General features: G+C 35.9%; 27 protein-coding genes. 18 read left to right on the plus strand and 9 right to left on the minus strand.

Annotated features, from left to right (window positions below; genetic code table 11):
• Nucleotides 1–2 precede the first annotated feature (2 nt).
• From dut to Q0972_RS06195, 6 genes are all read left to right on the plus strand, one after another.
• Nucleotides 3–437 carry a dUTP diphosphatase gene (dut, locus tag Q0972_RS06170; protein ID WP_299363842.1) on the plus strand — a complete coding sequence of 145 codons (435 nt, stop codon included), beginning with the start codon at nucleotides 3–5 and terminating at the stop codon, nucleotides 435–437.
• Between the two features lie 47 nt (nucleotides 438–484).
• The gene (locus Q0972_RS06175) at nucleotides 485–1,504 is read left to right on the plus strand and encodes a sugar phosphate nucleotidyltransferase (RefSeq protein WP_299363845.1); all 1,020 of its coding nucleotides are present in this window, start codon (nucleotides 485–487) and stop codon (nucleotides 1,502–1,504) included.
• 13 nt (nucleotides 1,505–1,517) lie between these two features.
• The gene (locus tag Q0972_RS06180; RefSeq protein ID WP_299363848.1) at nucleotides 1,518–1,835 is read left to right on the plus strand and encodes an antibiotic biosynthesis monooxygenase; all 318 of its coding nucleotides are present in this window, start codon (nucleotides 1,518–1,520) and stop codon (nucleotides 1,833–1,835) included.
• Nucleotides 1,828–3,192: a tetratricopeptide repeat protein gene (locus Q0972_RS06185; RefSeq protein WP_299363850.1), complete on the plus strand. Its 1,365-nt coding sequence runs from the start codon at nucleotides 1,828–1,830 to the stop codon at nucleotides 3,190–3,192. The genes Q0972_RS06180 and Q0972_RS06185 overlap by 8 nt, the downstream gene beginning before the upstream one ends.
• Nucleotides 3,193–3,984 carry a DUF4292 domain-containing protein gene (locus tag Q0972_RS06190; protein ID WP_299363852.1) on the plus strand — a complete coding sequence of 264 codons (792 nt, stop codon included), beginning with the start codon at nucleotides 3,193–3,195 and terminating at the stop codon, nucleotides 3,982–3,984.
• A 125-nt stretch (nucleotides 3,985–4,109) separates the two neighbouring features.
• Entirely contained in the window at nucleotides 4,110–5,210 is a 1,101-nt protein-coding gene (locus Q0972_RS06195; RefSeq protein ID WP_367182394.1) for a murein hydrolase activator EnvC, read from the plus strand.
• Here the strand turns inward: Q0972_RS06195 and Q0972_RS06200 are convergent.
• Nucleotides 5,207–5,425: a DUF6515 family protein gene (locus tag Q0972_RS06200; protein ID WP_299363854.1), complete on the minus strand. Its 219-nt coding sequence runs from the start codon at nucleotides 5,423–5,425 to the stop codon at nucleotides 5,207–5,209. The genes Q0972_RS06195 and Q0972_RS06200 overlap by 4 nt on opposite strands.
• A 132-nt stretch (nucleotides 5,426–5,557) precedes the next feature.
• Between Q0972_RS06200 and Q0972_RS06205 the strand changes: the two genes are divergently transcribed.
• Nucleotides 5,558–5,863, plus strand: a complete 306-nt coding sequence (locus Q0972_RS06205) for a GIY-YIG nuclease family protein (RefSeq protein WP_299363856.1) — start codon at nucleotides 5,558–5,560, stop codon at nucleotides 5,861–5,863.
• Between the two features lie 94 nt (nucleotides 5,864–5,957).
• On the opposite strand, the gene Q0972_RS06210 is transcribed toward Q0972_RS06205, so the two are convergent.
• Complete coding sequence (locus Q0972_RS06210) at nucleotides 5,958–6,467, minus strand: acyl-CoA thioesterase (RefSeq protein ID WP_299363859.1); 510 nt, start codon at nucleotides 6,465–6,467, stop codon at nucleotides 5,958–5,960.
• Between the two features lie 60 nt (nucleotides 6,468–6,527).
• Complete coding sequence (locus Q0972_RS06215; protein ID WP_299363861.1) at nucleotides 6,528–7,466, minus strand: SPOR domain-containing protein; 939 nt, start codon at nucleotides 7,464–7,466, stop codon at nucleotides 6,528–6,530.
• A 108-nt stretch (nucleotides 7,467–7,574) separates the two neighbouring features.
• Between Q0972_RS06215 and dprA the strand changes: the two genes are divergently transcribed.
• Complete coding sequence (gene dprA / locus Q0972_RS06220; protein WP_299363863.1) at nucleotides 7,575–8,693, plus strand: DNA-processing protein DprA; 1,119 nt, start codon at nucleotides 7,575–7,577, stop codon at nucleotides 8,691–8,693.
• Here dprA and trpS read toward each other — a convergent pair.
• The gene (trpS, locus tag Q0972_RS06225; protein WP_299363865.1) at nucleotides 8,690–9,661 is read right to left on the minus strand and encodes a tryptophan--tRNA ligase; all 972 of its coding nucleotides are present in this window, start codon (nucleotides 9,659–9,661) and stop codon (nucleotides 8,690–8,692) included. The genes dprA and trpS overlap by 4 nt on opposite strands.
• A gap of 104 nt (nucleotides 9,662–9,765) precedes the next feature.
• Between trpS and Q0972_RS06230 the strand changes: the two genes are divergently transcribed.
• Nucleotides 9,766–10,500: a 1-acyl-sn-glycerol-3-phosphate acyltransferase gene (locus Q0972_RS06230; RefSeq protein WP_299363868.1), complete on the plus strand. Its 735-nt coding sequence runs from the start codon at nucleotides 9,766–9,768 to the stop codon at nucleotides 10,498–10,500.
• Between the two features lie 95 nt (nucleotides 10,501–10,595).
• Here Q0972_RS06230 and Q0972_RS06235 read toward each other — a convergent pair whose 3' ends face one another.
• From Q0972_RS06235 to Q0972_RS06255, 5 genes are all read right to left on the minus strand, one after another.
• Entirely contained in the window at nucleotides 10,596–12,167 is a 1,572-nt protein-coding gene (locus tag Q0972_RS06235; RefSeq protein WP_299363871.1) for a hypothetical protein, read from the minus strand.
• Nucleotides 12,168–12,169: 2 nt separating this feature from the next.
• Nucleotides 12,170–12,715 (minus strand): RNA polymerase sigma factor, encoded by a 546-nt coding sequence (locus tag Q0972_RS06240; RefSeq protein ID WP_299363874.1) that lies wholly within the window; start codon nucleotides 12,713–12,715, stop codon nucleotides 12,170–12,172.
• A gap of 16 nt (nucleotides 12,716–12,731) precedes the next feature.
• Nucleotides 12,732–13,187 carry a hypothetical protein gene (locus Q0972_RS06245; RefSeq protein WP_299363876.1) on the minus strand — a complete coding sequence of 152 codons (456 nt, stop codon included), beginning with the start codon at nucleotides 13,185–13,187 and terminating at the stop codon, nucleotides 12,732–12,734.
• A 98-nt stretch (nucleotides 13,188–13,285) separates the two neighbouring features.
• On the minus strand, nucleotides 13,286–14,290 hold the full coding sequence (gene recA / locus Q0972_RS06250) for a recombinase RecA (RefSeq protein ID WP_299363878.1): 1,005 nt from the start codon (nucleotides 14,288–14,290) through the stop codon (nucleotides 13,286–13,288).
• 18 nt (nucleotides 14,291–14,308) lie between these two features.
• Nucleotides 14,309–14,536: a hypothetical protein gene (locus Q0972_RS06255; RefSeq protein ID WP_299363880.1), complete on the minus strand. Its 228-nt coding sequence runs from the start codon at nucleotides 14,534–14,536 to the stop codon at nucleotides 14,309–14,311.
• Between the two features lie 122 nt (nucleotides 14,537–14,658).
• On the opposite strand from Q0972_RS06255, the gene Q0972_RS06260 reads away from it, so the two are divergent.
• From Q0972_RS06260 to Q0972_RS06300, 9 genes are all read left to right on the plus strand, one after another.
• Nucleotides 14,659–15,759, plus strand: coding sequence for a rhodanese-related sulfurtransferase (locus Q0972_RS06260; protein ID WP_299363882.1), 1,101 nt, complete (start codon nucleotides 14,659–14,661; stop codon nucleotides 15,757–15,759).
• Nucleotides 15,756–17,000, plus strand: a complete 1,245-nt coding sequence (locus tag Q0972_RS06265) for a peptidase U32 family protein (protein WP_299363884.1) — start codon at nucleotides 15,756–15,758, stop codon at nucleotides 16,998–17,000. The genes Q0972_RS06260 and Q0972_RS06265 overlap by 4 nt, the downstream gene beginning before the upstream one ends.
• Nucleotides 17,000–17,230 carry a ferredoxin gene (locus Q0972_RS06270; protein ID WP_299363886.1) on the plus strand — a complete coding sequence of 77 codons (231 nt, stop codon included), beginning with the start codon at nucleotides 17,000–17,002 and terminating at the stop codon, nucleotides 17,228–17,230. The genes Q0972_RS06265 and Q0972_RS06270 overlap by 1 nt, the downstream gene beginning before the upstream one ends.
• 122 nt (nucleotides 17,231–17,352) lie before the next feature.
• Nucleotides 17,353–18,537 (plus strand): regulatory iron-sulfur-containing complex subunit RicT, encoded by a 1,185-nt coding sequence (locus Q0972_RS06275; protein ID WP_299363888.1) that lies wholly within the window; start codon nucleotides 17,353–17,355, stop codon nucleotides 18,535–18,537.
• Complete coding sequence (locus Q0972_RS06280; RefSeq protein WP_299363890.1) at nucleotides 18,521–19,024, plus strand: gliding motility lipoprotein GldH; 504 nt, start codon at nucleotides 18,521–18,523, stop codon at nucleotides 19,022–19,024. Before Q0972_RS06275 ends, Q0972_RS06280 begins: the two co-directional genes overlap by 17 nt.
• Before the next feature lie 5 nt (nucleotides 19,025–19,029).
• Nucleotides 19,030–21,381: a transglycosylase domain-containing protein gene (locus tag Q0972_RS06285; RefSeq protein WP_299363892.1), complete on the plus strand. Its 2,352-nt coding sequence runs from the start codon at nucleotides 19,030–19,032 to the stop codon at nucleotides 21,379–21,381.
• A 352-nt stretch (nucleotides 21,382–21,733) separates the two neighbouring features.
• Complete coding sequence (locus Q0972_RS06290) at nucleotides 21,734–21,970, plus strand: hypothetical protein (RefSeq protein WP_299363894.1); 237 nt, start codon at nucleotides 21,734–21,736, stop codon at nucleotides 21,968–21,970.
• Nucleotides 21,971–22,092: 122 nt separating this feature from the next.
• Nucleotides 22,093–22,857, plus strand: coding sequence for a GLPGLI family protein (locus Q0972_RS06295; RefSeq protein ID WP_299363896.1), 765 nt, complete (start codon nucleotides 22,093–22,095; stop codon nucleotides 22,855–22,857).
• A 39-nt stretch (nucleotides 22,858–22,896) separates the two neighbouring features.
• Nucleotides 22,897–23,085, plus strand: a complete 189-nt coding sequence (locus tag Q0972_RS06300) for a hypothetical protein (protein WP_299363898.1) — start codon at nucleotides 22,897–22,899, stop codon at nucleotides 23,083–23,085.
• The last annotated feature ends 331 nt before the right edge of the window (nucleotides 23,086–23,416 follow it).

Raw genomic sequence — 23,416 nt, forward strand, 5'->3', positions numbered from 1 at the left:
CCATGAAGATTAAAATAATTAATAAATCCAGACACGATTTACCACATTATGAAACCTTAGCTTCAGCAGGTATGGACTTAAGAGCCAGCTTAACAGAGGCTAGAATTCTGAAACCTCTAGAACGAACCATAGTGGGTACAGGATTATTCATTGAGCTACCTATAGGGTATGAAGCTCAGGTAAGACCAAGAAGCGGCTTGGCAGCAAAAAAGGGAATAACCGTCTTAAACGCTCCAGGAACGATCGATGCTGATTATAGAGGAGAAATAGGTGTGATCTTGGTCAATCTTTCTAAAGAAGATTTCACCATTCAGAACGGTGAGCGTATTGCCCAATTGGTCATCGCAAAGCACGAGCGAGCCGAATGGGAAGAAGTTGAAGAATTATCTTCGACCGAAAGAGGTGAAGGCGGTTTTGGAAGTACAGGAACTAAATAGGAATAAACAAATCAACAAATACACATTAAACGAATCAACTCATAAACATGAAAATAATAGTACCCATGGCAGGTCGTGGCTCTCGCCTTAGACCACATAGTTTAACCGTGCCGAAACCTCTAATTCCGGTTGCAGGTCAACCTATAGTGCATCGATTAGTAAAGGATATCGCTAAGGTATTAAAGCAACCTATAGAAGAAATAGCATTTGTTTTGGGAGACCCAGCATTTTTTGGTGATGATGTTGTAGAAAGTCTTACGGAATTAGCGCAAGAGCTAGGTGCCAAACCATCTATTTATAGACAAGATCAGCCATTAGGGACAGGTCACGCTATTATGAGTGCCAAACCATCACTATCGGGCCCTGCAGTAATTGCTTATGCAGATACCTTGATACGTGCAGAATTTGATTTAGATCCATTTGCAGATAGCGTTATTTGGACAAAGCGCGTAGACAACCCAGAAGCTTATGGCGTTGTAAAACTAGACGCTAACGACAGCATTGTAGAGCTTGTTGAAAAACCAAAAGACTTTGTTAGCGACCAGGCTGTGATAGGGATATATTATTTTAAGGATGTTGCTGTTTTAAAGGAGAAACTTCAGGAAGTTCTGGATCAAAACGTGATGAATGGGGGTGAGTACCAAATCAATGATGGCATTAAGCGTATGATGGCAGACGGCAAAGTATTTAAAACAGGTACTGTCGATGAGTGGATGGATTGTGGCAATAAAAATGTAACACTAGAAACGAACGCCAAAATGCTAGGGTTTTTACAATCCGACAATGAAGAGCAATTAGTCGACGATTCTGTAGTACTAGAGAACTCCAATATTATTGAGCCCTGTTTTATTGGTGCCGGAACGGTGTTGCGCAATACATCGGTTGGCCCTTACGTTTCTATTGGCAAGGATTGTATTATAGAAGATTCAAGCGTTAAAAATAGCTTAATTCAAAACCAAACTAGTATCAAAAACGCTAATTTAGAGGAAGCAATGATTGGTAATTTTGTAAAGTACGACGGTGGCTTTACAAAAATTAGCATCGGCGATTATTCAGTTTTGGAATAACAATTGCTATAACATGTATATAATTCTGTACACATTTAATGTAATACCCAATAAAGAAGATGATTTTATTGAGGGTTGGAAAGGGTTGACAGAATTTATATATAAGCATGAGGGAAGCTTAGGTTCGAGATTGCATAAAAGCGACGAACATAATTATTTGGCTTACGCACAATGGCCAGATAAAGCGACTTTTGAAAATTCAAGTGGAAACTTGCCAGTTCAAGCTGAGCATTTTAGAAGTTTAATGCGAGCCTCTTGCAACACCATAGACATTTTGAATAAATTAGATGTGGTTGAAGATTTGTTAAAGGAAAAACAACAGAATGCTTAGGAAATACATTTATCTATGGCTTTTTCTTTTGGGAATGCTACTTGTTCCCCAACCAACTATTGCCCAGGTTGATTTTAACAAGCGTCCTGACGATGACTTAGGAAATGTAGAGGACGAGTTTCAAGAACACTTTTTCGAAGCCCTTAAACAAAAGGGTATAGAGAATTATGAGCGTGCCATTGAAGCGCTTTACAAATGTTTGAACCTAGATAGCAAGAAACCAGTCATTTATTTCGAACTCGGTAAAAATTACAACAAACTCAAAAACTTTGGTGCTGCTGAGGACAATCTTAAAAAGGCTATAAATATGCAGCCCGATAACGAATGGTTTTTGGATGAACTATATGATGTTTATTATCAGCAAGATGATATCAATAATGCCATTAAGACCATAAAGCAATTGGTAAAGTATCATCCAGATTACAAGGAAGATCTTGCGGCATTATATGTAAGGGAAAAGCGTTATAAGCAGGCGCTGGATTTATTAGATGAACTGGATGAGGAGTTGGGAGTAAGCGAAACCAGAGATGCTATGCGAAATGATATCTACAGAATTACTGGGAATGCAGACGATCGTATAGATAATTTAGAGCAGCGTATTGCTAACAATCCAAATAATGAAGACAACCATTTAAAGCTTATTTATAGATATAGCCAAACTGGGAATAAAAAGAAAGCTTATAAAGCAGCTCAAAACCTTTTAAAGATTAAACCAGAGTCTAAGTTTGTACATTTAGCGCTTTATAAGTTTTATTTAGATGACGGTAAAGTTGAAGACGCTATCAATTCTGTAAAAATAGCATTAACAAGTCCTGAAATTAATGCAGATGCAAAAACTAAAGTTTTAAAGGATTTTGTGGTTTTTGTATCCAAAAATCCAGAATACGAAAGTGACTTGGTAGATATTACAGCTTTAGTAGATGATAATAAAGATGCACAAACCCATAATAATTTAGGGCAATATTACTTAAAAGCTGGCGATAAGCTAAAAGCATTGGCTAATTTCAAAGAAGCTTTAAAACAGAATCCAAATGACTTTAAGCTTATTAAGGATATTTTATTATTGCAACTAGACATAAAAGATTATGAAGCTGCATCAAAAGGTAGTGAAGAAGCCCTAGAATTGTATCCTGCTCAACCTATTTTATATTTGGTCAACGGTGTAGCAAACAATAAAAAAGGTGAACATAAAAAAGCCATTAATAGTCTAGAAGCGGGATTGGATTTTTTAATAGACGACCCAAACATGGAAGCTGACTTTTATTCAGAGCTAAGCTTGGCCTATAAAGGCTTAAATAATATAAGTAAATCTGAAACGTTTGCTAAAAAGGCACAAGCCATAAAAGCCCAACAATAGATGACTTTTCACCGAATAATTAAATTCAATAAAATAGCTTTAACGTTTGTATTATTGATGTCGCTGGTCAACTGTAAATCAGCCAAAAGCGTTATAGCATCTGGCGAAGCCAGTGATAAGCTATCCGCAAAACAGGTGATTAAACAGCATCAAAAGAATGATACGGATTTTGAAACCCTACAGGGAAAAGTTAGAATTGATATCACTCAGAATGAAAAAGAACAAGGCTCAACCTTCAATTTAAGAATTGAAAAAGACAAAGTGATTTGGTTAAGTGCAAAACTGGGATTAGCCAGAATGATGATCACGCCAGAAAAAGTTCGCTTTTATAGTAAGCTAGATAATGAGTATTTTGATGGGGATTACAAGTTACTTAGTGATTTTGTGGGCGTGGAACTCGACTTTATAAAAGTTCAAAATATCTTGCTGGGCCAGGCTATTTTTAATCTAAAGGACCAACCACATACAGTTTCAGTCAACGAAAACTCCTATGCGCTACAACCAAAAGATCAGAATGCCCTTCTGGAGTTATTTTATTTAATCAATCCGTCACATTTTAAGATGGATAGCTTACAGTTATTTCAGCAATTAAAAAAACGAATTCTTCAAGTAGATTATAAGTCATATCAAGAAGTAGACAAACAAGTACTACCTAAAAATATCAGAATTATTGCCGTAGAGAACACTGATGAAGTTGCTATTACAATGGAATTTAAATCGTTATCATTAAATGAGGAAGTTCGTTTTCCGTTTAGGATTCCTTCAGGATATAAAGAAATAGTTATAAGATAATGATGAATGTAAAACGTCTAAATAGGATCTTTCTTTTAGGGTTTTTGCTCTTTTCAATCTCATTAATTGCCCAAAGTGACAAGCAAAAAAAGCTTGAAGCTCAGCGCCAGCAGATCCTTAGGGAAATGAAACAGTTTAAGGCACTGTTGTTCGATAAAGAAAAAGAGGAAAAGTCCGAGATTACATTAATTGAGGATTTAAATTATAGGATCAGTAAGAGAGAAAACCTTATTAGGATTACCAATCAACAAGCCAATTTGTTAACTCGCGAAATCAATGCCAACGAAAATGAAATAGCGAGTCTAAAACATCAGTTAAAAGAGCTCAAGGATGATTATGCAGCAATGGTTGTTAAATCTTACAAGAGTAAGTCAGAACAGAGTAGGGTCATGTTCTTACTATCTTCAAGTAATTTTAAGCAAGCCTATAAAAGATTACAGTACATAAGGCAGTATACCAAATATCAAAAAGAACAGGGGGAAGCCATAAAGGCAAAAACTAAAGAGCTAGAAACACTTAATACCCAATTATCAAAACAAAAAGAAGATAAGCAAAAGCTCATTGAGGACAATAGAATTGCGAAGCGCCAACTCGAAAAAGAACGTAAAGAAAGAGAAGTTTTAATGACTTCAATAAAAGCCGATATGAGCAAGTTTGCTGCCCAGATTAAGAAGAAAAAACAAGAAGCCGATCGCTTAGACCGAGAGATTAATCGTCTAATTAGAGAGGCTATTGCGGCATCTAATAGAAAAGCGGGAAAGAAAACATCTACAGGTAAATTTGTTCTTACGCCAGAAGCTAAAAGACTGGCATCGAATTTTGAGGCCAATAAAGGTAAACTTGGATGGCCAGTATCTCGAGGTGTCATTAAGGGAAAATTTGGGAAAAGACGCTCGTTGACCGATGCTTCTGTAACTAATAACTATAAAAGCATCCAGATTGCAACAGAAACCAATGCTGAGGTTAGGGCTGTATTTAGAGGAGAAGTTTCTGAAATATTAATTGTAAAGAACGGAAATCCAGCGGTATTGATTAGGCACGGAAACTACCTTACTATTTATATGAATCTTTCTAAAGTGTATGTAAAGAAAGGAGACAAAATCTCAACAGGTCAGGTCATTGGCCAGGTTTTTACCAATAAAATCAGAGGAGAAACGTTATTGGGCTTTAGAATAAACAAAAACAGCCAAGTTCTTAACCCTGAATCTTGGTTGGTAAAAAATTAGACCCTTACTACAACGTAGCCATTTCTTGTCTTTCTATAATGTCTGCCATTAAAGAAATAATAGCGTTTTCCATTTACCCTAACAATCTTATATTGTCTGGGCAGTTTTTTTACTACGGTTACAGATGCAGGTTGAGTAACGACTACACGTCTCGCACAAGAACTAAGACTTAAGGCAAAAACGAAAACTAGGATGTAAACTAAATATCTTATCATCACAAATAAATTTGGTTCTATGATAAGACTAAAAGGATTTAAAAAGGTTTAATTTGTCATTCAGAGCGTCTTGTTCAACGAAGCTTTAGCGAAGTTGAAAGCGAAGAATCTTAAAAACTATTAAATTGAAAAATGAAAACCTTGGGAACACACAATTACTGCGTTTACATTCTAACCAATAAAAGCAAAACTGTTCTTTACACAGGTGTAACTAACAATCTTAAAAACCGATTACATTTCCATAATAATCCTGAACCATTTTCTAAGGCTTTCACAACAAGATATAAATGTTATTACTTATTGTATTACGAACACTTCTTGGAGATTGAGGATGCTATCAAAAGGGAAAAAGAAATCAAAGGCTGGAGTAGGAATAAAAAAGAAACATTGATTTGTTCTATTAATCCAGAATGGAAATTTTTAAATGATGATATTTGAGAGATTCTTCAGTCATCCCAAATTTTTTTGGGATTCCTTCTGAATGACAATATGAGCAATATTAAAATTAATTAGGGCAATAGCGAAGCATGCATCACTCAAAAATAGCCTTTAACTCAGTAGCATCAGAAGGTTTCATTTTTCCTGCTAAAACCAAACTCAATTGCTTACGGCGCAAGGCAGCTTCATACCGTTCTTTCTCCAATTCCGTTTCTGGAATGAGTTCAGGCACTTTCACAGGCCTTCCGGTTTCATCAACGGCGACAAAGGTGTAAATAGCCTCATTGGCCTTAATGCACTCACCAGATTCGCGGTCTTCAATCCAAACATCAAGATACACTTCCATCGATGAGGTAAACGCTCTAGACACTTTAGCTTCAACCGTAACAACACTACCCAATGGAATGGATCTGTTAAACGCTACATGATTGACAGAAGCAGTTACCACAATGCGCCGTGAATGGCGTCTAGCAGCAATGCTGGCGGCTCTATCCATTCGCGCCAATAACTCACCACCAAAGAGATTATTTATAGGATTGGTTTCACTTGGTAACACTAAATCCGTAACTACAGTTTTAGACTGAAATGCGGTTCTGGGTTGCATAAATCTTCAAAATTTGTGCAAAGATAAAGTGATTTTGAATAAAAAACAGATAAGAAAAGGTTAATCTAATTTCTTAATTAATAGCCAAGCGTCTTTATTATTTTCCCGACGGATTTTATAGAGGGCGCGATGTGCCTCTATCCTAGTTTTAAAACTCGCATAGACAACCTCGTGCAAACCATAACGGTTTTTGCCGATTTTTCTGGCTTTGTAACCCATTGCTCTAAGTTGGGCAACCTTTTTTTCAGAATTAGCTTCAATTCTAAAAGCACCAGCAACCACATGATAATTCCCTGTCTGCTTTTCTAGGGAAAGTGTAGCTGGAGGTAATGGATTACTAATTACAAAAGTAGCTTCTTGCACTTTGGCATCGAGCTGGGCATTGGCTTCCTCTTGTGCTAATTGGTTATGGTTTTCAATAGTATTGCTATAATAGTTAACACCAAAATACGTACCTAGGCCTAAGATAATAACAGCTGCTGCTGCGTATTTTAGCCAGTTATTGTTAGAGCGTCTTTCGGGAGTAAAAGCAATAGGAGCAGCAGCTTCAATAGCTTCAACCTCTTCCTTGTAAGTTTCGCGCTTAATGGCTGCAGAAGTGAAATGCGACAAACCAAAAGCATCGGTTAAATAATTGATATGGTTAGAAGGGTTAAATACGATTTTACCCTCTTTGTTTAGCAAGAGCTCACCAATATTTTCTAGTTGGATAATTTCACCCTCAATTAGGTATGATTTAATGGCCTTAACCTGCTTTGAAATTTTGTCGTTAGCAGTGGCATAAGGAATTTTTTCTATCTCAGCAATATAATTGGCGAGTAAGCCATCGTTATTTTGAAGTTGCTCATTAAAAGACAATATCTTTTTAGGCGGATAAAGCGTGTGTGTAGTCTCATGAACTTTAGCCGAAACACGATTGGTTAAAAAAGCACCAAAACTTGGCACCGTTACACAATCGTAACGGTATAAAAGGTCGCTAATGTAAGTCTCTAACTGCATAGTAAAGCAAAGTTAAAAATTTTTGAAAGTGAACGAAGTTTAAGAAGGTTTAGTTATTAACATCAGAAAAATTTAGTTTCTTGTAGGTTTTAAATTCGTATAACAAGAATGATGGATCAACAATTAGTGTATGCTTTAGCGCTGCAACATGTCCCCAAAATAGGTGCTACTACGGCAAAAAAATTGATTAACCATTGTGGTTCTGCTGAAGCTGTTTTAAAAGAAAAGGCATCTAATCTTTTAAAAATAGATGGTATTGGAAGATTAACTATAGAGGGGCTTTTTGACAACAACCATCTTCAAGAGGCCGAGAACGAACTGAAATTCATAAAAGACAATAACATTGCTGCTCACTATTTCGCTGATGATACCTATCCTGAAAAACTGAAACATTGTATAGATGGCCCTATAGTCTTATTTCAGTCGGGTAATATTAACCTGAAACAACAGCCTATTATAAGTATAGTCGGTGCCCGGAAAATCACCACAAATGGTATTGCATTTTGTGAAAAATTGGTAGAATCCTTATCGCCATACAATCCGATTATTGTATCTGGATTTGCTTATGGTACAGATATTACGGCACAAAAAGCAGCTATAAAACATAATTTACAAACCATTGGCTGTTTAGCACATGGTCTAAATCAAGTGTATCCCAAGGTTCATAAGAAGTATGTTGCTGATGTGGAAAAACATGGAGGGTTCTATACTGATTTTTGGAGTACCGATGTTTTTGATAGAAACAACTTCTTAAAACGAAATCGTATTATTGCTGGTCTTAGTGAAGCCACAATCGTTATTGAGTCGGCAGAAAAAGGCGGAAGTCTTGTTACTGCTGATATAGCCAATTCCTATAATAGAGAGGTTTTTGCCTTACCTGGACGAGTTACCGATAGCCAGAGTGTAGGTTGTAATAATTTAATTAAGTTTCAGAAGGCGCATTTGTTGTCTCATCCTATGGATGTACCTTATTTACTAAATTGGAGACTCGAGGATACTTCGACAGGCTCAGCAACCAAACCAGCAGTACAAAAGCAACTCTTTGTAGAATTACAACCAGATGAAAAAATCATCTATAATTATTTGAAAGAAAATGACAAACAATTGCTCGATGTGATTGCTTTAGAATGCAATATCCCAACTTATAAACTTGCAGGCATTTTACTCAACATGGAATTAAAAGACGTTGTTAGACCGTTACCAGGTAAGTTGTTTGAGTTGGTTTAATACCCAACTCTAGTCCTTACGCGTTTTAAAACCGAATTGGCCACAACTTTCGCCTTGGTCGCGCCTTTGGCCAGTGCAGCATCAATCTCGTCAAGGTTGTCCATATAGTAATTATAACGTGCTCTTGGCTCGGCAAAGCGTTCTAAAATCAACTCATATAGAGCTTGTTTGGCATGGCCATAACCATAATTACCGCCCTCATAATTGGCTTTCATTTGTGAAATTTCCCCGTCAGAGGCCAGCAAATTATAAATAGCAAAGCAATTGCAAGTTGTCCAGTCTTTAGGTTCTTCGAGCGGTGTGCTATCGGTTTGTATGGACATAATTTGCTTACGCAATTTCTTTTCTGGTAAAAAGATGTCAATTATATTCCCTTTGCTTTTGCTCATTTTGGCCCCATCAGTACCAGGAATGAGCATGGTTTCTTTTTGTATATCTGCTTTTGGTAGCACAAAGGTCTCTCCGCCCATCTTTGCATGAAATCGCGAAGCTACATCGCGTGTCATTTCTATGTGTTGTTCTTGGTCTTTACCAACAGGAATTACTTCAGCATCATAAAGCAAAATATCAGCTGCCATAAGCATTGGATAGGTAAACAAACCTCCATTGACATCATCTAAGCGGTCAGCCTTGTCCTTAAAGCTATGTGCCAGTTCTAAACGTTTAAATGGGAAAAAGCAATTCAGATACCAAGCTAGTTCAGTGACTTGCGGTACATCACTTTGTCTGTAGAATACACTGTTTTCAATATCCAAACCAAAAGCTAACCAAGTAGCGGCTGTAGAATAAGTGTTATTTCGGAGGATTTCAGCATCTTTAATTTGTGTTAAAGAATGTAAGTCTGCAATAAATAAATACGAATCATTAGCCTCGTCTTTTGCTTTTTCTATTGCAGGTAAAATGGCACCTAAAATATTACCTAAATGTGGTGTGCCTGTACTTTGTATGCCTGTTAGTATCCTTGCCATAATTTGACCTGCGCAGGCAGGTATCTTAATTTAATTAAACCTAATTCTTAATAGGAAAGCAAAGATAATTTTTTTAGTAGAACTATTTACTTAGTTTTGGTGCCATGGCCATATTAAAGTATCCTCTTTGGATTTTATATCGTATTTGGTTTTATGTTTTGGTTGCCTTGCCTATCGTTGCATTGCTCCCAATTTTATTGATTTCCATATCAAGGGAAAAATGGTATCCCTATTTTTTTAGCCTTGCTCGATTTTGGGCAAAATTTATTCTGCTGGGAATGGGCTTTAACTATAAAGTTATCAAAGAAGAAATACCAGACTCAAAGAAAAGCTATATGTTTATTGCCAACCATACATCTATGGCAGACATTATGCTAATGTTAGTGTCTGTAAAAAACCCTTTCGTTTTTGTAGGAAAAAAAGAACTAGCCAAAATTCCTTTGTTTGGTTTCTTTTACAAACGAACCTGTATTTTGGTAGACCGTAGTAGTGCCAAAAGTAGACAAGCAGTTTTTTTACGCGCTCAAAGAAGATTGAAGCAGGGATTGAGCATTTGTATATTTCCTGAAGGCGGTGTTCCAGAAGAACATATTATTTTAGATGAGTTTAAAGATGGTGCATTTCGCCTTGCCATAAATCATCAAATACCTATTGTGCCCATTACATTCTATGATAATAAAAAACGATTTTCATATACATTTTTTAGTGGCGGACCAGGAAGAATGAAAGCCAAGATTCATAAATTCTTACAGACTAAGGGGTTGAAGATTGATGATACTAAGGCTCTAAACGAAAATGCAAGATCACTAATTTTAGAAGAGCTAAACAAAAATCTATGAGCAATAAAAAAAGCTACCCTAACCACGAGTAGCTTTTATCATCATTGCATTCATCATTGCTTTTTGTTCCGCAATAACTTAATTTAACCTAAAACTTAAAACTTAAAACTCAATCCTGTATAAACACCAATAAAGAAAGGCCTAAAATTGCCGAACGTATTATTGAATGTATTTATTTGGTACTTGAATTGAGGTTCAAGATTAATATTCCAATGTTTAGACAAACTGTAGTCTAGACCCAAACCGAAGTTGGCACTAAAGCTTGTAGAATTAATATTATTGGCTTCACCAATTAAAGTTGATGTGCCATCTATATCAGCATATATTTCATTTTCGCTTAGGAAAAAGGTACTGAACCCACCTATAACATTAACCCCAAATTTTTTATCTAACAGACGATATTCTAATTCTAAAGGCACTTCTATAAAACCAAAACGTTGGTCTATATTTCCGGTAGTTTTAGTGTTGAAAATCTCAGGGGTGGTATTTCTATCAAACATATTAGCACTCATGAGTGTTATGTTTCCTATTCCAGCTTTTGGGTTAATATTTCCCGTTGGAACTTCATCCCCACCTCTTGAAGCAAATTCGCCACCATTGAAGGCAAGGACACCAGATGTTGTTTGACTGAGATTAACACGGTTTATACCAGCACGTACTTTTAGTTTTTTTGAAATAGCATATGCACCAGAAATCCCATAACTCATATTAATATCACCACTTTTAGAGTTATTGTTAAACTGTGAATCTATTGATGAACCTTCACCGAGAGAATTAAAATAAACAGGCGCAACATTAGGAACAATGCTCCACCTGTTTTGTTCATCTTCTTCTTTTTCTTTTTCATCAGTGTCTTTATTATTATCTGCAATAGCATCTATAATAGATACTTTGTTAGCATCTTCTTTGAGGATTGTTGTTTCTTTCTCTTTCAATAATTCGGCATTAGCTTGGGCATTTTTGTTTTCCGTACTAGAAGCTTCCGATTTTGTAGATGTAGTGTTGTCGGTAACTGCAGAATTCTTGTTTTTAACTGTTTCTGTAATTATTGATTTTAATTCTTTAGGATCGATAGGTTTGTTCTTGTCTTTGTCATCTACACGTTCATCGGTAGAGACAATTTTAGACCGACTGTCCTGATCAGCAATTTTGGTTAAGTTGTTATTTTCTAAAGATGATGCCTTATTATCTTTTTTATCAGTGTTATTGTTTACTAGCGAATTGGATTTTGAAGTATGGGTTGAAATCAATTCATTAGAAGTATGCTGTTCTAAAGAGTTATTATTTATATCCTCGACAGAGGACGCTTTACTTTCGTTAGAGTCGGTAACTTTTATGCCAGTCTTAGTATTGAGGTTATTCTTCGGGTCTTGAATGTCTGTATTACTTTGAGTGCCTTCGGAGTTAATGTTTTGATTTTCTGTATCAACAATAACAGGCATTGCATTGTCTTCATTAGATTTAAATACAGATACTCCAACAGTTAAAAGCAAGGCTATTAAAGCCGCGACACCACCAATTTGCCACCAGAGCGCAACGACTCTTCGTTTTTTCTTTTTCTTAGGAAGACTTTCGCTTATACGATTCCAAACAGCGTCGTTAGGCGCTACTTCGAAATCCTTAAACTTTTCTTGAAAAAGCCTATCTATATTTTTCTTTTCGTTCATTATTATAATGATTGCGAATTTAAATTCGCTTTATAATCTTCTATTTTATCCTTTAAAATCAATCGGGCTCTGGCCAGATTGGATTTTGAGGTTCCTGTAGAAATATTGATTAACTCACTAATTTCGACATGAGAATAACCATCCAACACATATAAATTAAACACCAATCGATATCTGTCTGGCAACTCCTGAATAATCTTCAACAAAAAATCAATGCTCAATGCCTCATCATCGATATCTAGAGTAACGTCTTCAATCTTATCTTCATTAACTATATCAAAAACACCGACATTTTCCCTATAGCGTTGCAACGACGTATTAATTGCTATTCGTTTTAACCAACCTTCAAAAGAACCTTTACTTTTATACTGATCTATTTTACTAAATACAGTTATAAATGCATCGTGCAGATTGTCTTCTGCTTCAGCATAATTTTTAGAATACTTAAGACAAAGCGAAAATAATTTACTTGCGTATTGCTTGTATAATTGGCTCTGTGCTTTAGCATCTTGTTTTATACAATTTTTAATGAGTTGTTCTAAACTCACATTTTAGTAGAATTAATTAATAACCTTTCTGTTTATCATCTATAAATCGACCTGCAGAAACGAGGACCTCAACAATATGGTATTGGTCTAACCCCGTAGTATGATCTTCACCTTGAAAGAATTTGAAGATGTAAGTGTCTGTACTTGTTACTGTAAAATCAAAATCAACAGTCACTTCCTCAGCCTCTCCTGTACAATTCGAATTTTCATCGCCATAAACAGTATTGACGATAGCAATTATTCTTTCATTACCATCAATTTCGTAGGCAAAATCATTAAACTCGTAACAACTATTAGGTCTGATGTAGCTAATACTAATAGCGTATGTTTCGCCATGAATAAAATGGTCTGGCATGTCTACACTTACAATAGGCATTACCTTAAAATTAAAGTTTTGATTAGAATCTTCATCTAACGAACACGAAGTGAAAATTAGAGCTAATAAAGCGAATAAAACATTAAGCTTTTTCATAAGAATATATTATTAATTCCATTTAATAGATGCATAAAACACAAAAGGGTTGCGTCTAAAAATAAAAAAATCCTGTTTTTAGCAGGATTTATTATAATTTATTGATTATCATTTATTAAGGCTCGGACTTTTTCTTCTAATTCATCCATTAAATCAGGATTATCCTTAATTAAAGATTTAACAGCGTCCCTACCTTGACCTAATTTGGTGTCTTCGTAGCTAAACCAAGAGCCGCTCTTTTTTACGATATTGTGCTCTACAGCCAAGTCTAAAACCTCCCCCACTTTAGATACACCTTCACCATACATGATATCAAATTCAGCAGTTCTGAAAGGTGGAGCAACTTTATTTTTTACAACTTTCACTCTTGTTTTGTTGCCCATTACGTTACTATTACTATCTTTTATCTGTGTTGAGCGCCTTATGTCTAATCGTACAGAAGCATAGAATTTTAAGGCATTACCACCAGTTGTAGTTTCAGGGTTGCCAAACATTACTCCGATCTTTTCGCGTAATTGGTTAATGAAAATCATCGTACAATTGGTTTTGCTGATGGATGCTGTAAGCTTTCTCAGTGCCTGCGACATTAAACGGGCGTGAAGTCCCATTTTAGAATCACCCATTTCGCCTTCAATTTCACTTTTAGGGGTTAATGCCGCAACAGAATCCACAACAATAATATCTATAGCACCAGAACGTATAAGATTGTCGGCAATTTCCAGGGCTTGCTCCCCATTATCTGGTTGGGAAATAATGAGATTCTCTAAATCCACACCTAGTTTTTCTGCATAAAAGCGATCAAAAGCGTGCTCTGCATCTATAAACGCGGCAATACCCCCGGCTTTTTGGGCCTCTGCTATGGCGTGTAATGTTAGGGTTGTTTTTCCTGAAGACTCAGGCCCATATATTTCAATCACTCTTCCTCTTGGGTAACCACCAACTCCAAGAGCAATATCTAAGCCTAGAGAACCAGACGAAATAGCATCCACATCTTCAATGGCTTGATCACTCATTTTCATTACGGTTCCTTTTCCATAGGCTTTATCTAACTTGTCTAATGTTAATTTTAAGGCTTTTAATTTTGCATCTTTTTCGCTACTCATCTCTTCTATTTTCTTAATTTAATGAACACCAAAAATACCACTTATTTTATTTTTTTCAATTTCATAACGCAACCCTTTTACAATTTTTACGTCTAGTATATGAAAAAGGAAAAAATTGCTATGAATATTTTTAAAAAGTTGAAATCCATATCTACTTTTTAATATAAAATTATCAGCAACATGTAAGGTGATATGGTTGTTGTTTACATCAGCAGCCGATACGCCAAAGCAAAACAACTTTTTCAATCAGTTTTAAGTTAGTGGTTAGTTAGAGAAGCACCCAGATAAATTCCGGGTGCTTTTTTAATTCTAGTTCGTTAAAAAGAATACCTTTGCATTTTTATCTTTAACCTTAAAATTGGTATAGCATGCAACTGTACAATAACTTAAGTGCTAAAGAAAGAATGGATCTTATTAAAAGAGCGGGGAAAGAACGCTTAACGATCTCTTTCTACAAGTACGCCAAAATTGGCAATACTGAAATTTTCAGAAATCACATGTTTTTAGCGTGGGATGCACTAGATGTCTTAGGTAGAATTTACATTGCCAACGAGGGCATTAATGCACAACTATCTGTCCCAGCTGAGAATTTCGAAGCCTTTAAAAATCATCTCGATACCATTTCCTTTTTAGGAAACGTAAGATTAAACATCGCCATAGAGCACGATAATTTTGCATTTTTAAAGCTTAAAGTTAAGGTACGCCACAAAATTGTAGCTGATGGTTTGAATGATGATACATTTGATGTCACTAATAAGGGAATCCATGTTAATGCAGAACAATTTAATGAACTTATTGAAGATCCAAACACGGTATTGGTGGATATGCGCAACCATTACGAAAGTGAAATAGGACATTTTAAAAATGCCATTACGCCTGATGTGGATACTTTTAGGGAATCTCTAGACCTAATAGAAGAAGATCTAAAGGAGCACAAAGAGGATAAAAAATTAGTGATGTACTGTACTGGTGGGATACGTTGTGAAAAAGCTAGTGCTTATTACAAGCACAAGGGATTTAAAAATGTATTTCAGTTAGAAGGCGGTATCATAAATTATGTCCGTCAGGTTGAAGCACAGGATCTCGAAAACAAATTCATAGGTAAAAATTTTGTGTTCGATCAACGTCGCTCAGAGCGTATCAGTGATGATGTCATCGCCAATTGTCACCAATGTGGAAAACCTTGCGATACACATACGAATTGTGCCAATGAAGCATGCCACTTGTTATTTATTCAATGTGATGAATGCAAGTCAAAAATGGATAATTGCTGTTCATCACATTGCCAAGAAATTATAGCATTACCCTACGAAGAACAGAAGGCGCTGCGAAAAGGGCAAGGCAATAGTAATGATATCTTTAAAAAAGGAAGAGCAGATCATTTAAGAGTAAATAAAGATTTGAGAAACATTTCGGATAATTTTTCAACCTCTAATATGGAATCTTCCAAAACACTAAAACAGTCATGAATCAGGTTGAATTAATGGCTCCTGCCGGGAATTTTGAATCACTACAAGCTGCTTTAGATAATGGTGCCGATTCTGTTTACTTTGGTGTAGAGCAGTTAAATATGCGTGCTAGAGCGTCAATTAATTTCACCATAGACGATTTAAATGAAATCGCAAGACGATGCCAAGAGAAAAACGTGAGAACATATCTCACTTTAAATACCATTATTTACGACCATGATCTGTCTATAGTAAAAACCTTGGTCAAAAAAGCCAAAAAAGCAAATATAACAGCCGTTATTGCCATGGATCAAGCCGTTATCTCTATGGCAAGAGCCCATGATATGGAAGTTCATATTTCTACACAGATTAATATTACCAATCTAGAAACGGTTAAGTTTTATGCCATGTTCGCAGACACTATGGTATTAAGTAGAGAATTGAGCTTGAGACAAGTAAAGCACATCACGGATCAAATAGAAAAAGAGCAGATCAAAGGGCCATCGGGGCGATTAATTGAAATCGAAATATTTGGACATGGTGCCCTGTGCATGGCAGTTTCAGGAAAGTGCTATATGAGCTTACATTCCCAGAATTCTTCTGCAAATAGAGGCGCCTGTAAACAAAACTGTAGAAAGAAATATACTGTGGTTGACCAAGAGACTGGATTTGAAATGGAGCTCGACAATGAATACATCATGTCTCCCAAGGATCTTTGTACCATAGATTTTTTAGATCAGATTGCAGACTCAGGGATAAAAGTCTTAAAGGTTGAAGGAAGAGGAAGAGCACCAGAATATGTGGCTAAAGTGATAAAGTGCTACAGAGAGGCCATAGATAGCCTAGGAGATAATTCTTATAACGATATTAAAGTTTCTAACTGGATGTCTGAACTGGAAAAAGTATATAACAGAGGATTTTGGAGCGGTTATTACTTAGGTCAGAAATTAGGCGAATGGAGTAAAGGCTCAGGAAGTCATGCCACACAGAAAAAAGTATATATTGGCAAGGGGGTTCATTTTTATCCAAAAGCCCAGGTTGGGGAATTTAAAATTGAAGCCTATGACCTAACCATTGGTGATACCATTTTGATTACAGGGCCAACAACAGGAGTCAAAGAATTAACATTGAATCACATGTTAGTTAATGATGAATCTCAACCAAAAGGGAAAAAGGGAGATTCCATTACCATTCCCCTCGACTTTAGGATCAGGCCATCAGATAAGCTTTACAAAATAGTAGAGAATAAAGTTGAAGCTTAATGATAGTAGTTACACTTCAAAGGCAAAAATGTATAGGTTGTAACTATTGTGTAGAGTTGGCACCAAACCAATTTCAGATGTCGAAGAAAGACGGAAAATCAGTACTGCTCCATAGTATTGAAAGAAAGGGTTTTTTCACGTTAAAGTCAAAGAGTTACGATATTCTGGAACCTTGCGAAAATGCTGCTAAAGCTTGCCCTGTTAAGATAATTACGGTGAAGGATATATGACGTCTTTTAGGCAGCCAACAATATGTTTTCTAAGTCTTAATAATAATAGTATCTTTACTCTTTAATAAATTTATGAATCCTTTATCTAAACTACACCGTTTAGATTATATATATAACTTTTTATGGCTTGTAACAGTTGTGCAACTGGTAAGGACGGGCAACCAAGAGGATGCAAAAACAACGGAACTTGCGGTACAGATAGCTGCAATAAACTCACTGTTTTTGACTGGTTAGCCAATATGTCGCTTCCTAACGGACAAGAACCTTTTAAAGGCGTTGAAGTTCGCTTTAAGAATGGAAGAAAACAATACTACAAAAACACAGAGAATCTTACCTTAAGTATAGGAGATATAGTAGCGACACAAGCAAAGTCTGGACATGATGTTGGAATGGTCACCTTAACCGGTGAATTAGTTCGCGTACAAATGAAACGCAAAAAAATAGACATTGAAGATTCCGAGAATGTATTAAAAATCTACCGAAAGGCCTCTCAAAAAGATATCGATATTTGGTCAAAGTCGAGAGATAAGGAAGAACCAATGAAGGTAAAGGCTCGGCAATTCGCTATAGATTTAAATCTAAAGATGAAAATCTCGGATATTGAATATCAAGGTGATGGCAGCAAGGCTACATTTTATTACACAGCGGAAGAGCGTGTAGATTTCAGAGAACTGATAAAGGTTTTTGCCCGCGAGTTCAGAACACGAATCGAAATGAGGCAGGTGGGCTTTAGACAAGAAGCAGCTAGACTCGGTGGTATTGGGTCTTGTGGAAGAGAATTATGTTGCTCTACTTGGCTAACCGATTTTAGGTCAGTAAGTACTTCTGCGGCAAGATATCAGCAATTATCATTAAACCCATTAAAATTGGCAGGCCAATGTGGAAAGCTAAAGTGTTGTTTGAATTATGAATTGGATGCTTACTTGGACGCGCTCAAGGATTTTCCTAAAAACGACGCTAAGCTTTATACCGAAAAAGGCACCGCGATATGTCAAAAGACCGATATCTTTAAAGGACTCATGTGGTATGCTTACGAAGGCGAGTGGATGAACTGGCATGTTATTACGGCCGAGCAAGCCAATGAAATTATTTCTAAAAACAAGAAAAAAGAAAAAGTTATAAGCCTTGAGGAGTATGCGGCAGAACATGTTTTGGACACTAAAACAGAATTTGAAAACGTTGTAGGTCAAGATAGCTTAACGCGTTTCGATAATCCAAAATCTAAAAAGAAACGTAAAAACAATAGGAACAGAAACAAAAACCGTAATAGAAATCGCAATCAAAGGCAAAATGCAAAGAAAAACTAGTTGGTTAGTATTAGCAATTATTAGTTTGGTTTTAATTACAAGTTGTGATTCTAAAGCGGTATATGACGAGTATAAATCGGTTCCTAACAAATGGCATAAAGATTCTATAGCAAGTTTTAATTTTAAAGCACCAGATACGCTCAATAACTATAACCTCTACGTTAACCTTAGAAATACAAATGAATATCCCTTTAGTAATTTGTTCCTTATTGTTGAATTGAATTACCCAAATGGAAAAGCAGTCATTGATACCTTAGAGTACAAAATGGCAGCACCCAATGGCGAACTTTTAGGGTCTGGCTTTACTGATCTTAAAGAAAATAAATTGTGGTATCGAGGATATAAATCCCCTTTTAGGTTTGGTGAAAAAGGAGATTATGTAGTCAACATTCAACATGCCATGCGAAAAAATGGCGACGTTAAAGGTGTGGTTAAGTTAGAAGGTATAACAGATATTGGTTTTAGAGTAGAACAAGTTCAACACTGAATATCATGGCAAAAAAGAAAACAAAACAGACTAAATCCGAAGTCGTAGACTTTTCAAAATACATAAGGTGGTTTTGGATGATTTTTACAGGAGGAATCCTTGCCATAGTATTATTGTTTCTTTTGGCGTCCTGGGGCCTTTTGGGAGAAATGCCTGATCATACGCGACTGGAGAATCCAGAAACCAACTTGGCGACTGAAATTATATCATCTGATGGTGAAACACTAGGTAAGTTTTATTTTAACGATAACAGAACACCTGTGGGATATGAAGATTTGCCGAAGAATTTGGTAGAAGCTTTAATCGCTACAGAAGACATTCGTTTTTATGATCACTCTGGAGTTGATGCCAGAGGAACTCTAAGAGCTTTTTTTAAGCTTGGAAGGGGTGGAGGGGCAAGTACCATTTCCCAACAATTAGCAAAGCAATTATTTACAGACCAGGTTTCAAAGAATAAGATTGAAAGAGCACTTCAAAAGGTAAGGGAATGGATTATTGCTATAAGATTAGAGCGTCAATATACCAAGGAAGAAATTATAGCACAGTATTTTAATATCTATGATTTTGGCAATAATGGCGATGGTATTCGTTCGGCTTCAAGGATCTACTTTGGTAAGGAGCCCAAGGATTTAGACCTAAAAGAGTCCGCTATGCTGGTGGGCATGTTTAAGAATTCAGCACTTTATAACCCAAGACGAAATCCCGTTGGCGTAAAAAATAGACGTAATGTGGTTTTGGCACAGATGTATAAATACGATTATATTGCTGAAGACATCAAAGATTCATTACAAGCCACAGAACTCGATTTAAATTATACTCCAGAATCGCATCGCGAAGGTATTGCAACCTATTTTAGAGAATACCTAAGAGGTTTTATGAAAGAATGGGCCAATGATAAAAAGAACAGAAAACCAGATGGGACTAAATACGATTTGTACAGTGATGGACTAAAAGTGTTTACCACCATAGATTCACGAATGCAAAAATATGCCGAAGATGCCGTAGCATTGCATATGCCGAGGTTACAAGCAGAATTTGACCATCAAAACACTCCGGATCGAAATCCAACAGCACCATTTTTAGAACTCGATAAGTCTGAAATTGATAAACTTCTGAAAGACGGTATGCGAAGAGGTGAACGCTGGCGAATCTTAAAGAATCAGGGGAAATCCAACAAAGAAATTGAAGCATCATTTTATAAGCCTGTTGAAATGACAGTCTTTAAATGGATAGATGGTAAACCTGGCGAGGTTGATACCGTAATGAAACCTATCGATTCTATGCGCTACTATAAATCGTTTTTACATCCAAGCATGATGTCTATGAATCCCATAACAGGTCATGTAAAAGCGTGGGTGGGCGGTATGAACTATAGGCATTTTCAGTACGATATGGTAAAGCAAGGTAAGCGGCAAGTAGGGTCTACATTTAAGCCTTTTGTATATGCCACAGCCATAGATCAGTTGCAAGTGTCACCTTGCGATTCGTTCCCAAGAACACCTATCACTATTGAAGCCAATAAGTTTGGTAATCCAGAACCTTGGACCACTAAAAATTCTGATGGTAATTATTCGGGTATTCAAACATTAAAGGACGCATTGGCAAGTTCTACAAACACCATAACAGCAAGGTTAATGAATGAAATTGGGCCACAACCAGTAGTTGATATGGCTAAAAGCCTAGGCGTTGAACAAGACATTCTACCAGTACCTGCCATTGCATTAGGAACACCAGATATTAGTGTTTATGAAATGGTTGCTGCGTATTCAACCTTCGCTAATAAAGGTGTCTATAATAAACCGGTAATGGTTACGCGGATTGAGGATAAAAATGGGACAGTTTTATATCAAGTGGCACCAGAGAGCAAAGATGTACTGAGTGAGGAAGTTGCCTATGTGGCGATTAACCTTATGGAAGGGGTTACCAATGCAGGGTCAGGCCGTAGGTTGCGTCATAGTTGGGCAACAAAAGTATCAGTGTATAAAGAAATTATTACAGGTTATCCCTATGAGTTTACCAATCCTATTGCTGGTAAAACAGGAACTACACAAAACCAAAGTGATGGTTGGTTTATGGGAATGGTACCTAATTTAGTAACAGGCGTTTGGGTTGGTGCTGAGGATAGAGCAGCTCATTTTGGTAGTATTACCTACGGACAAGGTGCGTCTATGGCCTTACCGATTTGGGCCTTATACATGAAGGCCTGTTATGAAGATAAAACATTAGATGTTTCTAAGGGTGAGTTTGAAGAACCTGAAGAGTTAAGCATTAATGTAGATTGTACGGCTATTGATGAAGGCGATTTGGGGGCAGATTCAGATTCTAAAGATGACGATGAGGTTGAGATAGATTTCTAGATTTTTACCCAAAACATACCTACTTTTTTAATGACTTTTATGTGGATGTGGCTTTCTTATATTAACATTTAAGTTTTCATATTATTGAATATTTTGTAGGCATAAAATCATATTTTATATAAAATTCTTACATTTTTTTGTTGTTTATCGATTTTTATTTAGCTTTGAATGTTTTTTATTAGGTTTCGCATTTTAACGAGGTGCGAAAACCCCAATGGTAAACATATGGTTAACCAAAACCTGCGTAGGTTTTAATTTCTCGTTACTCGTTATTCTTCTCGTTAATTTAAACTCGTTAATACTCGTTAACAAATGTTTATTAACAGACCCTATATGGTCTTAAATTTTAGTTATGAAGAAAAGAGTTTTTAGTTTATTGAGTGTATTTGTATTCACTATTAGCTTTGTTAGTGCAGGTTCTGCTAGCGTTGATGATTTAACGGAATGTGAATCAAGCGTTAATTGTTGGAAACAATCAGATATGCTTGCCACTTGGGCTGGTGCAAATTTAAATCTAACTCATGAGCAGGAATATGAATTATTTGATAGTTTATTTGACGAATGTGTTGCCAATTTTCCCTGCGGATAAATTTCAGGTAAATCCTAGATAAGACAAATTGATTAAACTACCAAACAACCATGTTGTTTGGTAGTTTTTAAAACCTAAATACGATTGATTCTATCTAATTTTAAAACAAACAACTAAAAGATATGAAATTTATTGGTCTATCGGTTATGTTCTTTCCTTTCTTAATTTGTGGTCAAAATATAAATGGTACAGCATCTTATTCCAAACAATTTATTAAAGTTGATTCTATATTAGGGCAAAGTGACGAAAGTAAAAGACAATTATCGTCAAGAATTTTAAAAGTTAATACGAATATTAAGAGGTTGACTTATAAATTAATTTTTAATGACTCTCTTGCTAAATATGACTTAGAAAATACTATGACCTTGGATGTTGATAATGCAATTGATACAAAGCTTGCTAAAGTATTTTCTGGATTCTTAGCTGAAGCGGCTTATTATGATTTAAAAAAGTCTCAGATTTTATTTGAAAAAAACTTCCTTGGCGAAAAAATACTTATCTCATCAAAAATAAATTCTAATGACTGGGTGTTGACTAAAGAAAGTCAAAAAATAAACAATATTCAGTGTTTTAAAGCAACTAAAAAAATAAAAAAAGCTGGAAGAAATATTGATACTGAAGTGTTAGTCATTGCATGGTACTCCCCTTCAATAAATATTAATTATGGCCCTGATGGTTTTGCCGGACTTCCCGGTTTAATAGTCAAATTACAGGTTGACAATGTCGTCACATATCTTACTGAACTTGATTTAAATAGAAACCAGAAAAAGCAAGCTAAAGTTTCTTTACCAGATCTTGACACAACAAAGGTTTTATCTGAAGAAGAATACCATAGCCTATTAAAAGATTTTAATGAAAATAGGGGGAAATACATAGACAAAAACTAGCTTGAACTAACCCCTTATCGTCACTAAGAATTTTTATTTTTGGTATTTTCTGCCAAATTAAATGCCCAAAAGATCAAAGTCTTTGGCAAGGTAACCGATAACTTACAATCCCCACTTCCTTATGCCAACATTTTGACCATACTACAAACTGACGATTTAGAGATAAAGCTTACCATTACAGAGCAAGATTGTAGCTATGCTTGGTACAGCGCCAAACCCATGAGCTAACGGTGAGTTTTTGGACCTCACACCGCAAGCTTACGATAACCACTACAGATGAAAATAGTTTTATGCAATTATAGAAATGATAATTATTTAGAAAAATCCTATGTTTTTTTCTTTTCGTCGATTTTATAATTAGCACATGGTTAACCAAAAACCTGTGTAGGTTTTAATTTCTCGTTACTCATTTTTCTTCTCGTTAATTAAAACTCGTTAACAAATGTTTATTAACAGACCCTATATGGTCTTAAATCTTAATTATGAAGAAAAAAATATTTAGCCTCTTGGCTGTAGTTTTACTAGCAGGAAGTAACATTTGCGCAGCAGCAGATAGTAC

Source organism: Winogradskyella sp., assembly GCF_028282165.1.
In the GTDB taxonomy this organism is placed as follows: domain Bacteria; phylum Bacteroidota; class Bacteroidia; order Flavobacteriales; family Flavobacteriaceae; genus Winogradskyella.

What these genes read in the sequence shown, in the direction of transcription:
- dut (WP_299363842.1), top strand. Translation starts at nt 3, where the DNA reads ATGAAGATTAAAATAATTAATAAATCCAGACACGATTTACCACATTAT.
- Q0972_RS06175 (WP_299363845.1), top strand. Translation starts at nt 485, where the DNA reads ATGAAAATAATAGTACCCATGGCAGGTCGTGGCTCTCGCCTTAGACCA.
- Q0972_RS06180 (WP_299363848.1), top strand. Translation starts at nt 1,518, where the DNA reads ATGTATATAATTCTGTACACATTTAATGTAATACCCAATAAAGAAGAT.
- Q0972_RS06185 (WP_299363850.1), top strand. Translation starts at nt 1,828, where the DNA reads ATGCTTAGGAAATACATTTATCTATGGCTTTTTCTTTTGGGAATGCTA.
- Q0972_RS06190 (WP_299363852.1), top strand. Translation starts at nt 3,193, where the DNA reads ATGACTTTTCACCGAATAATTAAATTCAATAAAATAGCTTTAACGTTT.
- Q0972_RS06195 (WP_367182394.1), top strand. Translation starts at nt 4,110, where the DNA reads ATGAAACAGTTTAAGGCACTGTTGTTCGATAAAGAAAAAGAGGAAAAG.
- Q0972_RS06200 (WP_299363854.1), bottom strand. Translation starts at nt 5,425, where the DNA reads ATGATAAGATATTTAGTTTACATCCTAGTTTTCGTTTTTGCCTTAAGT.
- Q0972_RS06205 (WP_299363856.1), top strand. Translation starts at nt 5,558, where the DNA reads ATGAAAACCTTGGGAACACACAATTACTGCGTTTACATTCTAACCAAT.
- Q0972_RS06210 (WP_299363859.1), bottom strand. Translation starts at nt 6,467, where the DNA reads ATGCAACCCAGAACCGCATTTCAGTCTAAAACTGTAGTTACGGATTTA.
- Q0972_RS06215 (WP_299363861.1), bottom strand. Translation starts at nt 7,466, where the DNA reads ATGCAGTTAGAGACTTACATTAGCGACCTTTTATACCGTTACGATTGT.
- dprA (WP_299363863.1), top strand. Translation starts at nt 7,575, where the DNA reads ATGATGGATCAACAATTAGTGTATGCTTTAGCGCTGCAACATGTCCCC.
- trpS (WP_299363865.1), bottom strand. Translation starts at nt 9,661, where the DNA reads ATGGCAAGGATACTAACAGGCATACAAAGTACAGGCACACCACATTTA.
- Q0972_RS06230 (WP_299363868.1), top strand. Translation starts at nt 9,766, where the DNA reads ATGGCCATATTAAAGTATCCTCTTTGGATTTTATATCGTATTTGGTTT.
- Q0972_RS06235 (WP_299363871.1), bottom strand. Translation starts at nt 12,167, where the DNA reads ATGAACGAAAAGAAAAATATAGATAGGCTTTTTCAAGAAAAGTTTAAG.
- Q0972_RS06245 (WP_299363876.1), bottom strand. Translation starts at nt 13,187, where the DNA reads ATGAAAAAGCTTAATGTTTTATTCGCTTTATTAGCTCTAATTTTCACT.
- recA (WP_299363878.1), bottom strand. Translation starts at nt 14,290, where the DNA reads ATGAGTAGCGAAAAAGATGCAAAATTAAAAGCCTTAAAATTAACATTA.
- Q0972_RS06260 (WP_299363882.1), top strand. Translation starts at nt 14,659, where the DNA reads ATGCAACTGTACAATAACTTAAGTGCTAAAGAAAGAATGGATCTTATT.
- Q0972_RS06265 (WP_299363884.1), top strand. Translation starts at nt 15,756, where the DNA reads ATGAATCAGGTTGAATTAATGGCTCCTGCCGGGAATTTTGAATCACTA.
- Q0972_RS06270 (WP_299363886.1), top strand. Translation starts at nt 17,000, where the DNA reads ATGATAGTAGTTACACTTCAAAGGCAAAAATGTATAGGTTGTAACTAT.
- Q0972_RS06275 (WP_299363888.1), top strand. Translation starts at nt 17,353, where the DNA reads ATGGCTTGTAACAGTTGTGCAACTGGTAAGGACGGGCAACCAAGAGGA.
- Q0972_RS06280 (WP_299363890.1), top strand. Translation starts at nt 18,521, where the DNA reads ATGCAAAGAAAAACTAGTTGGTTAGTATTAGCAATTATTAGTTTGGTT.
- Q0972_RS06285 (WP_299363892.1), top strand. Translation starts at nt 19,030, where the DNA reads ATGGCAAAAAAGAAAACAAAACAGACTAAATCCGAAGTCGTAGACTTT.
- Q0972_RS06290 (WP_299363894.1), top strand. Translation starts at nt 21,734, where the DNA reads ATGAAGAAAAGAGTTTTTAGTTTATTGAGTGTATTTGTATTCACTATT.
- Q0972_RS06295 (WP_299363896.1), top strand. Translation starts at nt 22,093, where the DNA reads ATGAAATTTATTGGTCTATCGGTTATGTTCTTTCCTTTCTTAATTTGT.